Raw genomic sequence first — 13,554 nt, 5'->3', positions numbered from 1 at the left:
CCATTCGCTCGGACGGTCTCCCGCTTTGCTGTTCGCGGCCGCCGCGCGCCGGGTGCGTCAGGCGGTCGCCAACTCATCTAGCGCGCGCGGCGTTCCGCGCAAAGGCGCCTGCGCTCATTCGCCCGAGGGCGCTCCGCCGGGCGCCTTTTCCCCGGCCGAACGCTCTTCGGCGCCCAGCGCTTCTGCAAGGCGCGATCTGGCGGAGCCCGGCCGGAGTGGTTTCGGCTGGTTTTCCGCCGGCGCCCATCCGGCGAGATGAACGATCTCGAACGTCGCGCTCACCCGCCCGTCGGCGCGTCCGTAATGCGCCGCGTAGATCTCCGCCGCGCGGCGCATCGTGGCGCGGCGGCTGAAGACGCGCCGACGGGCGTAAAGGGGGTTCGCCTCGCCCATCGCGCGCAGGTCGCGCATCAGGTGGAACGGCGTTTCGTAAGCGATGTCGATCCGGTCGACATCGGCGACCGGCATCGCAAATCCGGCGCGCTGCATAAGCGCGCCTAGGTCGCGTATCTCCCCCATCGGCGAGACGCGGGGCGAGATGCCGCCCTCGACCTCGGCCTCCGCCTCGGCGAGAGCGGCGCGCAGTTCCGCCAGCGTGCGCCCGCCGAAAAGTGCGGCGAGGAGCAGCCCGTCCGGCTTCAACGCGAGCCGGAGTTGCGACAGAACGCCAACCGGATCGTTCGCGCGGTGAAGCGTCATGCCGCTGATCGCGAGATCGAACCCTCTTCTTGCTTCACCGGGGCTTTCTTCCGGCGCGATGCGCGTCTCAGCGCCGGGGGCGCGCGCGGATGCAAGCGCGGCCAACGCCGCGGCGCTTTCCGTCTGCACCAGCCGCGCGCCCCCTGCGCGGCCGCCTAGCGCCGCAGCGAAAGCGCCGAGGCCGGCGCCGTGAATCAGGACCCGGGGAAAGTCGCGCGCGATATCGTCGAGCCGCTCGGCGAGGCTGGCCGCCGCGCGTTCGATCAGAAACCTGGAATCGGCTGTTTCTTCCGATGTTAGGAGTTTCTTAACCCTGCCGGCGCGCATGATGCGCGCGCGATGGTCGAAAAGCTTCATATCGACGCCTCCGGCTATGACCGGCGGTATAGCTCACCAGCCCGGCGGCGCAAGGCTCCCGGCTGGTTGCGCCGGGCGGCGGGTTTTGTGGTGGGGCTGGTTTATCCGGTCGCCTGCCCGGCTTGTCGCTCGTCGATCGCCGAGGAAGGCGGCGTCTGCGCCGCCTGCTGGCGAGAGACCGCGTTCATCGCGCCGCCCGCTTGCGGCGGATGCGGCGCGCCACTCGCCGCCGGGCTTGGCGAAGACGCCGTATGCGATTCGTGCGCCCATGCGCCGCCGGCGTGGTCTCGCGGGGTGGCGGCGGTGGTCTATGGCGGCGCGGGAAGAAAGCTCGCGCTTGGCCTCAAGCACGCCGACCGGCTCGAGGTTGCGTCGCTCGCCGCCGGCTGGATGCTCGGCGCGCAGGCGGGCGCAGGCGCGGCGCTTGCCGCTTCAGCCGATCTGATCGCGCCGGCGCCGCTGCATTGGCGCCGCATGGTGAAACGACGCTACAACCAATCGGGTGAGTTGGCGCGGGAAGTGGCGCGCGGCGCCGGCCGCGGGTCCGCGCTCGCGCTCGACCTTCTGGTCCGAACGCGCCCGACCGGAAGCCAGGATGGCAAGAGCCGGGCGGAGAGAATGGAGAATGTCGCGGGCGCCTTCGCGCTTTCGCGCCGCTGGCGCGGCAGGGTCGCCGGACGGCGGGTGCTTCTGATCGATGACGTTCTGACCACCGGCGCGACGCTTTCCGGCTGCGCTGAGATCTGCCGCGCCGCCGGCGCCGCAGACGTGAACGCGCTCGTCTTTGCGAGAGTTGCCCGAGATGACTGGCCCGCCTAGATAGAAATCCGCATTGTCAAACAAAGTGAAGCAGCGGTTCCGAGACATGAACACGGTTGAAATCTACACCACGCCGATCTGCGGCTATTGCCGCATGGCGAAGCGCCTCCTTGACGAAAAGGGGGTCAGCTATGTCGAAACCGACGTAATGGCCGACCCTTCGAAACGGGTGGAGATGACGAAGCGCGCCGAAGGCGGTCGGACGGTGCCCCAGATATTCATCGGCGGCGCGCATGTCGGCGGCTGCGACGAACTCTATGCGTTGGAGCGTTCGGGGCGACTGGACCGGATTCTCGCCGCTTGATACGTTGGGACGCCGGCCGCATGATCCACCGATGATGCTTCGCGCCGCCATCGTTCAACTGACCTCCTCCGACGATCCGGCGGCCAATATGCCGCGAACGGAGGCGCTGGTTCGCGACGCGGCTAAGGGCGGCGCCGAACTGATCGCGACCCCCGAAGTCACCAATATCGTCTCGATGAGCCGCGCCCGGCAGCGCGAGATGCTGCGAAGCGAGGCGGAGGATCCGACTCTGGCCCGGCTGCGCGCCGTCGCGGTGGAGATGGGGGTATGGGTCCTCATCGGCTCGCTCGCACTTTCCGGTGAGAGCCCGGACGGACGTTTCGTCAATCGTTCCTTTCTCCTCGGCCCGGACGGCGGAATCGTCGCACGCTATGACAAGATCCACATGTTCGACGCCGCTCCCGGAGCCGGCGAAGCTTACCGCGAGAGCGCCGGCTATCGGCCGGGGAAGGCGGCGACGCTGGCGCGAACGCCGTGGGGCGGGCTCGGTCTTACGATCTGTTACGATCTCCGTTTTCCTGAGCTCTATCTGAGATTGGCGCGGGCCGGCGCGCGGCTCATCGCAATTCCCTCCGCCTTCACCCGCCCGACCGGCGCCGCGCATTGGGAGCCTTTGCTCCGCGCGCGCGCAATAGAGACCGGCTGCTATGTTCTCGCGCCGGCGCAGTGCGGGACCCATCCAGCGGCCGAAGGCCGTTCGCGAGAAACATGGGGCCATTCGATGATCGTCGCGCCCTGGGGCGAGGTCTCGGTGATGGGCGAGACGGCGGGCGTGCTTTTCGCCGATCTCGACATGGCGGCTGTCGATGCGGCGCGGGCGCGGGTGCCGTCGCTTTCCGGCGCGCGGGTGTTTCACGGCCCTTGACGCGACGCGGGCGAGGACGTTCGATGCTGAACGGGTTTCGCTGTGGGGGTGACGATGCGTGCGATCGACGATCCGATCACGTTCACGGTCCTGACCGAGATCAGGGCGATCGAGCAACTGGTGGAGTTGCGGTTGCAGCGCGCGCTGCCCGATGGACTGGAGCTTTCGCAATTCGCGGTGCTCAACCACTTTTCTCATCTCGGGGGCGAAAAGAGCCCGGCGCAGCTCGCCAAGGTCTTCCAGCTCACCAAGGGCGCGATGACCAACACCATTCAGCGGTTGGAGGCGGCAGGCCATGTCCGGGTGCGACCTGACGAGAAGGATAGGCGACGGAAGCTCGTCTCACTTACCGAGAGCGGGCTGGAAATGCGCAATCGCGCAATCAACGCGCTCGCCCCGGTTTTCGCGGAGATCACGGCGGGCGTCGGTCGCGACCGGCTCCGCTCCGCGCTCCCGGCGCTTCGCGAACTCAGGCTGTTTCTCTCCGCGGCTGAGCACACGAAACCACGCAAATCCGGCTGACGCGGCGCTGCGCGGGCGGTCGGCCCATCGACGACGCGCGGCCAGCGGAGCCACGGGTGAGTGGCTGTCGATCCGGCCCGTCGAATGCTGGATGCGACACCCGAAAGCGCCGGGCCTTCCGGGCCTTGATCCGGCGAAGAACCGTGATGGGCCTGCGCCGAAGCCTTGATGACCGAGCATGGTCCAGCGCCCCTTGACCGCGCTTCCATCCCATCGTTTCCTCCGTGCTCAACCGCCCGGAGTCTTTCATGCCTCTCGACCTTTGGCTCGCCTTCGCCGCCGCCTCCGCTGTTCTGCTCGCCATTCCCGGACCGACCATCCTGCTCGTCACCGCCTATGCGCTCGGCGCCGGACGGCGGGTCGCGCTCTGGATGACGCTCGGGGTGTTTCTCGGCGATCTTCTGGCGATCACGCTTTCGGTTCTGGGGCTCGGCGCGCTGCTTCTCGCCTCCGCGACGCTCTTCATTGCGCTAAAGTGGATCGGCGGGGCCTATCTGATCTGGCTTGGCTGGAAATTGCTGCGGGCGCCGGTCGGTGGCGGGGCGATCGCCGCGAAGGGCGCCGGGAAATCCGGCCCGCGGATGGGCCTTCACGCCTTCGCCGTCACCGCGACCAACCCCAAGAGCATCGTCTTCTTCATCGCCTTCCTGCCGCAATTCGTCGATCCGGCGCTTCCCGCCGCGCCGCAGCTTCTGGCGCTGGTGGCGACGTTCACGCTCCTCGGCGCGCTCAATGCTCTGATCTACGCGCTCGCCGCGGGGACCTTGCGCGGGCGGATCCAGCGGCCCTCCGTCATGCGCTGGATGAACCGGGGCGGCGGATCCGCGCTGATCGCGATGGGCGCGGCGACGCTCCTGGTCAGGAGGGCCTGAGTCATGTCGCTTCCCACGCTGGTCCGTATTTTTGAATCTCATCGCGCGCCGAACCCGCGCCGGGTCTCGATCTTCCTTGCGGAGAAGAGAGTGGAGGTCGAACGGGTCGAGGTCGACATCATGGCGGGCGAACATTTCGCCGACGCGCACAGGAAGAAGGCCGGCAGCCATCATGTGCCGGTCGCGGAGCTTTCCGACGGGAGTTTCCTGACCGAGACCGTCGCCATCTGCCGCTATGTCGAGGCGCTTCACCCCGAGCCGAACCTGATGGGCGCCGACGCGAAGGAGACGGCGGTCATAGAAATGTGGCAGCGGCGGATGGAGTTTTCCGTTCTCCAGAACATCGCGTTCGTTGCTCGTCATACGATTCCGGCGATGCAGGCGTTGGAGCATGAACAGGTGCCGGAATGGGGCCGGGCCTGCGCGTCGCGGATGGAAGAAGCGCTGAAAGGGCTCGACGAACGGCTTCGGGAAAGCCCGTTCATCGCCGGCGCGCGCTTCACCATCGCGGACATCACCGCTTGGGTCGCGCTCGACTTCATGCGGGTCCTGCGGCGCGGCCCTCCGGACGGGTGCGAAGCGCTTCTCGAATGGCATGACCGGGTGAAGGCGCGGCCCTCCGCCACCGTCTGATCGCCGTCGGCGCTTCATGGGGGGCGAGCGACGGCCTTATCATCACGCGATCCGACGTATATACCGGCGGAAAATCGCGAAGGGACCGTCGATGCAGCAGAGTTTCGAGACCGTTTTCCGCCGCCTGGCCATCGAGGCCGGGGCGGCGATCATGGAGATTTACGGTGAGGCGGATCTCGGGGTGGAGACAAAGGCCGACGAGAGCCCGGTGACGCGCGCCGACATCGCCGCCGACAAGCTGATCCATGACGGCCTGCGCGCCGCCTTTCCCGACATGCAGATCGTGACCGAGGAGCGCGCGTCCAGCCATGGCGGCAAGCGCGAGGCGAGGTTCATTCTGGTCGACCCGCTGGACGGGACGCGGGAATTCGTGAAGCGAGGCGGTGATTTCACCGTCAATATCGCCCTTATCGAGAATGGCGCGCCAGCAGCCGGCGTCGTCTACGCGCCGGCGAAGGGAAGGCTTTTCCAGACGCTCGACGCCGGCGGAGCGGTTGAAGAGACTGGCGCGTTCGGGGCGGCGCCCGGCGCGCGCCGGGCGATCCGCGTCGCGACGCCGGACAACGCGGCGCTGACCGTCGTCGCCTCCGCTTCGCATCGTGATCAGGCGACGGATGACTATATCGCCCGTTACAATGTCGCGGCGTTCCGACCGGCCGGTTCGTCGCTGAAGTTCTGCCTCGTTGCGGCGGGCGAAGCGGATCTCTATCCGCGGCTCGGCCGGACGATGGAATGGGATACCGCCGCCGGCCACGCGGTCCTCTCTGCTGCAGGCGGTTTCGTCGTGCGCGCCGACTCACCGTCTACGCCGCTGACCTATGGCAAGCCAGGCGACGATAATCCGCATTTCATCGCCTACGCCGCCGGCGTTCGGTTGGTCTGACCGCCATGGCCGTAACCATCTTCATCCCGGCGCGCTACGCCTCGAGCCGGTACCCGGGAAAGCCGCTGGCGGCGCTGCGCGGCCCGGATGGCGAGAAAAGCCTCATACGGCGATCCTGGGAGGCGGCGATGCGCGTCTCCGGCGTCGATCGCGTCGCAATCGCGACCGATGACGAGCGGATCAGGGCGCATGCTCGGGATTTTGGCGCGGAGGTGGCGATGACGTCGCCAGACGCGCGCAACGGCACCGAACGCTGCGCGGAGGCCGCCGCGGCGGCCGCCCCCGATGACATCATCGTCAATCTTCAGGGCGACGCGCCGCTGACCCCGCCCTGGTTCGTCGAGGCGCTGATCGCGGCGATGAAATCCGCGCCGGAGATCGCGATGGCGACGCCGGCGCTGCGGTGCGACGCGACCGCGCTCAGCGGCTTTCAGGCTGACCGCGCCGCGGGCCGGGTCGGCGGGACGACGGTGGTGATGCGCCCGGATCGCCGCGCGCTCTATTTCTCAAAGGAGGTTCTGCCCTTCACCCCGCCCGGCTGGAGCGGGACGCCGCCCGAGGTCTGGCATCATGTTGGCGTCTACGCCTACCGGCCGGAGGCGCTACGCGCCTATCTCACCTGGCCCGAAGGCGCGCTGGAGCGGCGCGAGGGGTTGGAGCAATTGCGGTTTCTCGAAAACGGCGCGGACATTCTCTGCGTTGAAGTCGAGGCGCGCGGCGCGGTGTTCTGGGAGTTGAACAACCCCGAAGACGTCGCCCGGATCGAGACCGCGCTCGGCGCGCCCCGGTGACGAAGGGGTGCGCCACCGTTCTTGTCACCGGCGGCGCCGGCTATATCGGCGCGCACGCCTGCAAGCTTCTGAAAGAGGCGGGGCATCGTCCGGTCGTTTTCGACAATTTCCGCACGGGCTGGCGCGAGGCGGTGAGGTTCGGCCCTCTCACGGAGGGCGACCTGCTCGACCCGGCCGCCGTCAGATCCGCTTTCGACCGATTCCGTCCGGACGCGGTGATGCATTTCGCGGCGCTCTCCGATGTCGGCGAGAGCATGGAGCGACCTGAACTCTACTGGCGCAACAACGTCGTCGGCTCGATGAATCTTCTCGACGCCATGACGGCGACCGGGGTCGGGAGGCTGGTCTTCTCCTCCACTTGCGCGACCTATGGCGAGGCGAGGGGCGAACTGACCGAGAGTCATCCCCAGAACCCGATCAACGCCTATGGTCGGTCGAAACTGGCGGTCGAGCGGATGATCGGCGATTACGCGGCGCTGGGGATCGAGACCGTGAGCTTCCGCTATTTCAATGTCGCCGGCGCGGACCCGGCGGCGGAGATCGGCGAGCATCACGAACCGGAGACGCATCTCGTGCCGCTCCTTCTGGACGCGATCGCCGGCGACCGGCCGGAAATCGTGATCAATGGCGACGATTACGAGACGCCGGATGGAACCTGCATCCGCGATTACCTGCATGTGACGGATCTCGCCGGGGCCCATGTTCTTGGGCTCCGCCATCTTCTGGACGGCGGCGGATCGCTCACGCTCAATCTGGGAACCGGGCGCGGGTTCTCCGTGAGAGAGGTCATCGAGGCGGCTGAGCGCACGACCGGCCGCACGGCGCCGGTTCGCGTCGGCCCGCGCCGCCCGGGCGATACGCCTCGGCTGGTCTGCAGCGGAGCGGCCGCGCATGCCGCGCTCGGCTGGCGGCCCGTCCGCTCGACCATGACGGAAATGATCGCCGACGCGTGGGCCTGGCGGGCGACCGGGCGCTTCAACGCCTGATCGGCGCGGGGCGGTCAGATGCGGGCCCGCTCCTCGGCGTCATTCGAAGACGAGCGACGGCAGGTAAAGCGCGAGCGCCGGAAACTCCAGCACCAGCGCGAGGCCGATGATCTGCAGGATCACGAAGGGAATGATGCCGAGATAGATCTCCTGCATCTTCACCGCGCTTGGCGCGACCCCCTTCATGTAGAAGAGCGCGAATCCGAAAGGCGGCGTCAGGAACGACGTCTGTAGATTCACCGCGACGAGGATGGCGAACCAGTAGGTGACCTGCGCCTGGGTCGCCTGCAGCGCCGCCTGATTGGCCGCCGGCTCCATGCCGAGATGCGGCGCGAACGCCGGTGCGAGCGTTTGAATCACCGGCGCGAATACCGGAAGGATGATCAGCGTGATCTCCAGGAAGTCGAAGAAGAATCCCATCAGGAAGATCGCGCCCATCAGGACGAAGAGCAGCGGCCAGGGGCCAAGCTCCAGCCACTCGATCAGTTCGATAATCAGATCCTCGCCATAGACGTTGCGAAAGATCGTGGAGAAGGCGGTGGCGCCGACGAAGATGAAGAAGATCAGCGCCGTGGTCAGCGCCGTGCGGTGGACGACGGCGCGCAACACTTCCATCGTCAGCGTCCCGTTGATCCGGGCCAGCACGATCGCGCCGAAGGCGCCCACGCCCGCCGCTTCGGTCGGCGTCGCCCATCCGGCGAAGATTGAACCCAGCACCATCACGATCAGGAAGATCGGCGGCACGAAGCCTTTGAGGATGCCGCCGAGCAGCGTATTCCCCTCCCGCTTGCCGACCCACATGGCGGCGACGAAAACCGCGAGAAAGGCGAGCAACGGCCAGTTGATGGTTTCGCCGAGACCAGACGCGACGCCGGCCCAGGCCGCCGCAACGGCGGCGGCGGCGATCGCGAAAAACAGGGCGATATTGCCCCGTCCGGTCGGCTCCATGTCGATATCGGCTTTCCGGATCGTCGGCGCTTTCGACGGGCGCAACGCCGCGTAGACCATGATGTAGAGGAAATAGAGCCCGGAGAGGACAAGACCGGGCAGAATCGCGCCGATGAAAAGATTTCCAACCGACACGGCCAGAAGATTCGCCATCAGCACCAGCATGATCGAGGGCGGGATCAGGATGCCGAGGGTCGATGAAGCGGCGATGGTGCCGGTGGCGAGCGCCGGCGAATAGCCGCGCGCCAGCATCGTCGGCAGCGCCAGAAGCGTGATCATCACCACCGATGCGCCGATGATCCCGGTCGTCGCCGCCATGATCGTGCCCATCACCGTCACCGAGAGCGCCAGCCCGCCGGGAATGCGCCTGAGCATGATCTGGAGGATATGCAGAAGATCCTCCGCCACCCTGGATTTCTCCAGCATCGTGCCCATGAAGACGAAGCAGGGAATGGCGACGAGAATGGAGTTGTGTACGGCGCCGGAGCCGCTGTCGCCCCAGATCCTCTGGACAACCTGATAGAACACGGGCCAATCCAGGAAATCGAGATGGATCGACCAGAGCGCGAACACGGTCGCCACGCCGCAGAGCGCGAAGGCGACCGGAAATCCGGTGAACAGCATCAGCGCCAGCGCGAGAAACATGTAGGCGCCGATATAGACGTAGAGATGATCGTAGATCGGCGCCCAGAACTCAGCGAGGAATTCCATCAATCAGGGCCCCTTGTTCTTTTCGGCTTCCGCCTTCAACGCCGTTTCGGCGGCGAGGCGCGCGGCCTCGAGCGCGGCGTGGTCGTCGGCGAAGATCTCAAGCCGGTCGAGTCCCTTGTATTGCGCCTGTTCATCACCGCGCAGATAGGCGATCAGCCGGATCATCGTGACCACGACCGCCATGAGAAGGAAGATGAAACCGAGGGGCAGAAAGAACTTGACGATCCAGCGAAGACCCACGCCCGTCATGGATTCCGAGCCTTCGTTCTGATTGAACGAAATCGCCCAGAGGTCGAAGGAATACCAGATCAGGATCAGGAGCGACGGGACCCCCATCAGCAGAAGGCCCCAGAATTCCATCCACCCCTGCTTCCGCCGCGAGGCCATCTCGCGAAAAACGTCGACCCGGACATGAGCGTTGGCGAGGTAGCCGACGCCGAAGCTCATCAGAAGGATCACGCCGTGGAGGTGCCACTCGAAATCCTGCAGGATGGTCGAGACGGAGTAGCCATAAACCTGCGTGAACTCGGAGAACAGCAGCCGAGTATAGTCCAGCTTCCGCGTCACAACGTCGAACACGATGATCAGGATCAGAGGTATGATCAGCCATCCGCATCCCAATCCGACCCGGCGCACGATGCTGTCGAGTCCATCGGCGATTTTCATCAATCCGTTCATCGCAATTCCCCATCGCCCGCATCGGGATGCGGCGGTCTAGGCGCCGGAGCGGCGAAGCGCTCCGGCGTCGGCGTCAGGTATCGATGATGCGGCCTACTTGAGGTAGCCGCGGTCGCCCCAGACCCTGTACTTCTCTTCGAAGGTGGCCCAGCTTTCCCAGACCTTGGCGTACAAGGGGTTCTTGGCGATCTCCTCGGCGTTCACTTCGTCCCAGGCGGCGCGAAGCTGGTCGAGGATTTCCGGCGGCCAGGTCTTGTTCTCGACGCCGTCAGCTTCGTTGTCGAGCATCGCCTGATACTGCAGGTTTTCGCCTTCCGCGAACTCGGCCGTGAAATTGGCGTCGCAAGCGGTCTCGAACATCGCCTGATACTCGGGCGACAGCGCGTTCCAGGCGTCCATGTTGATCAGGAATTCGTTGGTCGTGGCCTGCTGATGCCAGCCGGGGAAGTAGTTGTACTTTGCGATCTGGTAGAAGCCGAGCGATCGGTCGATGGCGGGCATCGAGAATTCCGTCGCGTCGATTGTGCCGAGCTCCAGCGCCGGATAGATGTCGCCGGCGGCGAGCAGTTGCGTCGAGACGCCGAATTTCTGCATCACCAGCGCGCCCATGCCGAAGAACCGCATCTTCAGGCCCTTCAGCTGATCGAGGCTCGTGATCTCGTCGCGAAACCAGCCCGAGGTCTCCGGCGGGATCATGCCGCACATGAAGAACTTGATATTGTCCTTGGCGTAGAGTTCGCGCGCGAGCTCGTAGCCGCCGCCATGTTTGAACCAGGCGAGATATGCGCCGACACCGGGGCCGAATGGCCAGGACGAGAAGAGGTTGTAGGTGGAATCCCGACCCTGATGATACCCGGGCGTGCCGTAGGCGATCTCAAAAGCGCCCTGGCTGACCGGGTCGTAATAGGCGTTGCCGCCGACGAGGGCGCCCGGCTCGAACACCTTGATGTCGAATTTGCCGCCGGACATCTTGCTCACCATTTCGGCGATTCTGCCCGGGACGGGGCCGAGAACGGCGAGGTTGGTGCCATAGGCCGAGTGCAGCTTCCAGCGCACGCGCTCCTGCGCGTCGGCGTCCGTTGGCGCCAGCGAGACCGCCAGAGCGGCGGCCGCCGCGACTGTGCCGAACTTCGTCAGGTATGTCGGTATCATGCGTCTACTCCCGTGTTGTGCGAATGCCTGGGTACTTTCGTCGCACCCTAGTTTTTTCAGCGCATCAGGTTAAGCAATCTTAGGCTAAGCCTGTCAATCAACGATCGGTTCTGCGACAGAGAAATCGTCTCAGGCGCCTCAAAAACAGGCGAAACAGCCGAAATCGACGGCCCTGCAGCACGGATAGGGCGGTGCAACACGCACTTTCGGAGGAAGAACGAGTCCACCGCCCGCGTCACGTCGAAGGCGCGCGCTCGGCGATTTCATATTGAGCGCGCCAGAGAGTCGACCGCGCGGCGCGCCCCGGACTCCCTGCGCCGTAGCGCTCCGGAGGTTCAGGCTCCGGCGCGCGGACGCTCGGTCGCCCTCGCGTCGATGACCCGACGGAACAAGCTGGGTCTTGGTCTGTCGAGCGGCCTCAGGCGGCCTCAAGCATCAGCGCGATGCCCTGACCGACGCCAATGCACATGGTGCAGAGCGCGCGCTTCAGGCCTTGCTCGCGCAGCTCGGTGGCGGCGGTGAGCGCGAGCCTGGCGCCGGACATGCCGAGCGGATGGCCGAGCGCGATGGCGCCGCCATTCGGGTTCACATGACCAGCGTCGTCGGGAAGGCCGAGTTGACGCATCACCGCCAGACCCTGCGCAGCGAAAGCCTCGTTCAATTCGACGATGTCGATATCGCCGATGGAAAGGCCGAGCCGCGCCATCAGCTTTTCCGAGGCCGGGGCCGGACCCATGCCCATGATCCGGGGCGCGACGCCTGCGACCGCCATGCCGGTGATCCGCGACAGGGGGGTCAGCCCGTATTTGTCCACCGCCGCCGCCGAGGCGACGATCAGCGCCGCGGCGCCGTCATTGACGCCGGAGGCGTTGCCCGCCGTCACCGTGCCTCCCTCCCTGAACGGGGTCGGCAGGGCGGCGAGCTTCTCCGGCGTCGTGGCCCGCGGATGCTCGTCATGCTCGACGAGGATCGGGTCGCCCTTCCTTTGCGGGACCGGAACGGGGGCGATTTCTTTCGCGAAACGACCGTTTTCACGGGCTCTCAGCGCGCGGGTCTGCGAGCGGAACGCGAAGGCGTCCTGATCGGCGCGGCTTACCTGAAACTCTTCGGCGACGTTCTCCGCGGTCTCCGGCATCGAATCGACACCGTATTCGGATTTCATCCGTTTGTTGACGAAGCGCCAGCCGATGGTGGTGTCGTGAAGCTCGACTCCGCGGTCGAAGGCCGCGGTCGGTTTCGACTGGACATAGGGCGCGCGCGACATGCTCTCGACCCCCCCGGCGAGGATCACTTCCGCCTCGCCTGTGCGGATCGCCTGCGCCGCGGCGCCGACGGCGTTGAGCCCCGAGCCGCAAAGACGGTTGATCGTCGCGCCGGGCACGCTTTGCGGCAGGCCCGCGAGCAGCGCGGCCATGCGCGCGACATTGCGATTGTCCTCACCGGCTTGATTCGCGCCGCCGAGGATCACGTCGTCGATGGCGTCGCCGGGAAGATCGGGAACGCGGGTCATCAGCGCGCGGATCACGTGGGCGGCGAGATCGTCGGGACGCACGGCGGAGAGCGCGCCGCCATAGCGGCCGATCGGAGTGCGCACACCTTCGCAGAGAAATGCTTCGTTCATCCTGTGTTCCTCCGGTTGACGCCGCCGGCGCGCGCCGCGCCGGACGCCTTTCTCGCCGTTAACGCCGGCAGGGTAAACGCCCGCGCGGGAATTGGCGATGCCGTCGCGCGGGCCGGCGCTGAGCGCCCGCCGCCCGCGCCGTGGTCAGAGCTTCGCGGCGGTGACGTAGCGGAGCGCGCGCGCCACCTCATCGGGCGTCCGCGCCACGGCGTTGGCGGCGGCGTCCACCTCCTTCAGCGCATGATCGTGCTCAGGCGCGTGGAGAACGATGATCGGCTTGCCGAGCGCCGCCGCGTAGCCGGCGTCGAACGCGGCGTTCCATTGCTTGTATTTCTCGCCGAAGCAGACAACCAGCACGTCGCAGCGCTCAAGCGCCGTTCGGGTGCGGACCGCGTTCAGGAGCGCGCCTTTGCGGTCATGCCAGAACTTGTTCGCCTCCGCCCCGAAAATCTCCACCCCGCAATCGTCCGAGGCGGCGTGATCGGTCACCGGACCGGACCATTCGATCCCAAGCCCGCCGCAGGCCGCGATGATCGCGTCACGCCAATCGGTGTGAATTTCGCCGGCCAGATACACGTTCAGCTCCATCCGAACTCTCCTTGTTTCCCGTCAGCACGAAGATGTCTCCGACCCTTTCTCTGCGCTGGCGGCGGCGGGGTAAAGGGGAAGAGGGGATCCGTGTTGACGGCGCGGCGTCGAGCGGCTGATTGTCG

Annotated in this window: 15 protein-coding genes; 9 read left to right on the top strand and 6 right to left on the bottom strand. The window is 66.4% G+C overall.

Going from position 1 to position 13,554, the window contains the following annotated elements; all coding sequences use genetic code 11:
• Window positions 1–114: 114 nt before the first annotated feature.
• On the bottom strand, window positions 115–1,056 hold the full coding sequence (locus G5B40_RS10610; protein ID WP_246209465.1) for a methyltransferase domain-containing protein: 942 nt from the start codon (window positions 1,054–1,056) through the stop codon (window positions 115–117).
• On the opposite strand from G5B40_RS10610, the gene G5B40_RS10605 reads away from it, so the two are divergent.
• The 9 genes from G5B40_RS10605 to galE all read left to right on the top strand — a co-directional run bounded on the left by G5B40_RS10605 (window position 1,039) and on the right by galE (window position 7,731).
• Window positions 1,039–1,875, top strand: coding sequence for a ComFC family protein (locus G5B40_RS10605; protein ID WP_165098316.1), 837 nt, complete (start codon window positions 1,039–1,041; stop codon window positions 1,873–1,875). The two genes, G5B40_RS10610 and G5B40_RS10605, sit on opposite strands and share 18 nt — an antisense overlap.
• A gap of 46 nt (window positions 1,876–1,921) precedes the next feature.
• On the top strand, window positions 1,922–2,179 hold the full coding sequence (gene grxC / locus G5B40_RS10600) for a glutaredoxin 3 (RefSeq protein WP_165098314.1): 258 nt from the start codon (window positions 1,922–1,924) through the stop codon (window positions 2,177–2,179).
• 31 nt (window positions 2,180–2,210) lie between these two features.
• A complete protein-coding gene (locus tag G5B40_RS10595; RefSeq protein WP_343040103.1) occupies window positions 2,211–3,044 on the top strand; it encodes a carbon-nitrogen hydrolase family protein in 834 nt (277 codons plus the stop codon).
• Between the two features lie 54 nt (window positions 3,045–3,098).
• Complete coding sequence (locus tag G5B40_RS10590; RefSeq protein WP_165098312.1) at window positions 3,099–3,566, top strand: MarR family winged helix-turn-helix transcriptional regulator; 468 nt, start codon at window positions 3,099–3,101, stop codon at window positions 3,564–3,566.
• 248 nt (window positions 3,567–3,814) lie between these two features.
• The gene (locus G5B40_RS10585) at window positions 3,815–4,438 is read left to right on the top strand and encodes a LysE family translocator (RefSeq protein ID WP_165098310.1); all 624 of its coding nucleotides are present in this window, start codon (window positions 3,815–3,817) and stop codon (window positions 4,436–4,438) included.
• A gap of 3 nt (window positions 4,439–4,441) precedes the next feature.
• Window positions 4,442–5,071 carry a glutathione S-transferase gene (locus G5B40_RS10580; RefSeq protein WP_165098308.1) on the top strand — a complete coding sequence of 210 codons (630 nt, stop codon included), beginning with the start codon at window positions 4,442–4,444 and terminating at the stop codon, window positions 5,069–5,071.
• Between the two features lie 91 nt (window positions 5,072–5,162).
• Window positions 5,163–5,954, top strand: coding sequence for a 3'(2'),5'-bisphosphate nucleotidase CysQ (cysQ, locus tag G5B40_RS10575; RefSeq protein WP_165098306.1), 792 nt, complete (start codon window positions 5,163–5,165; stop codon window positions 5,952–5,954).
• A gap of 5 nt (window positions 5,955–5,959) precedes the next feature.
• A complete protein-coding gene (locus tag G5B40_RS10570) occupies window positions 5,960–6,745 on the top strand; it encodes a 3-deoxy-manno-octulosonate cytidylyltransferase (protein WP_165098304.1) in 786 nt (261 codons plus the stop codon).
• Window positions 6,742–7,731, top strand: coding sequence for a UDP-glucose 4-epimerase GalE (gene galE / locus G5B40_RS10565; protein WP_165098302.1), 990 nt, complete (start codon window positions 6,742–6,744; stop codon window positions 7,729–7,731). Before G5B40_RS10570 ends, galE begins: the two co-directional genes overlap by 4 nt.
• Before the next feature lie 39 nt (window positions 7,732–7,770).
• Here the strand turns inward: galE and G5B40_RS10560 are convergent, their stop codons facing one another.
• From G5B40_RS10560 to G5B40_RS10540, 5 genes are all read right to left on the bottom strand, one after another.
• On the bottom strand, window positions 7,771–9,390 hold the full coding sequence (locus G5B40_RS10560; RefSeq protein ID WP_165098300.1) for a TRAP transporter large permease: 1,620 nt from the start codon (window positions 9,388–9,390) through the stop codon (window positions 7,771–7,773).
• Window positions 9,391–9,393: 3 nt separating this feature from the next.
• Window positions 9,394–10,056, bottom strand: a complete 663-nt coding sequence (locus tag G5B40_RS10555) for a TRAP transporter small permease subunit (RefSeq protein WP_165098298.1) — start codon at window positions 10,054–10,056, stop codon at window positions 9,394–9,396.
• 105 nt (window positions 10,057–10,161) lie between these two features.
• Window positions 10,162–11,220, bottom strand: coding sequence for a TRAP transporter substrate-binding protein (locus tag G5B40_RS10550; RefSeq protein ID WP_165098296.1), 1,059 nt, complete (start codon window positions 11,218–11,220; stop codon window positions 10,162–10,164).
• A gap of 418 nt (window positions 11,221–11,638) precedes the next feature.
• Window positions 11,639–12,841, bottom strand: coding sequence for a 3-oxoadipyl-CoA thiolase (gene pcaF, locus G5B40_RS10545; RefSeq protein ID WP_165098294.1), 1,203 nt, complete (start codon window positions 12,839–12,841; stop codon window positions 11,639–11,641).
• A 144-nt stretch (window positions 12,842–12,985) separates the two neighbouring features.
• Entirely contained in the window at window positions 12,986–13,429 is a 444-nt protein-coding gene (locus G5B40_RS10540; protein WP_165098292.1) for a YtoQ family protein, read from the bottom strand.
• Between the last annotated feature and the right edge of the window lie 125 nt (window positions 13,430–13,554).

The organism is Pikeienuella piscinae, assembly GCF_011044155.1.
Lineage (GTDB): Bacteria > Pseudomonadota > Alphaproteobacteria > Rhodobacterales > Rhodobacteraceae > Pikeienuella > Pikeienuella piscinae.
Note: the sequence above shows the minus strand (reverse complement) of the source record. Positions and strands in the feature narration are given on the sequence as shown.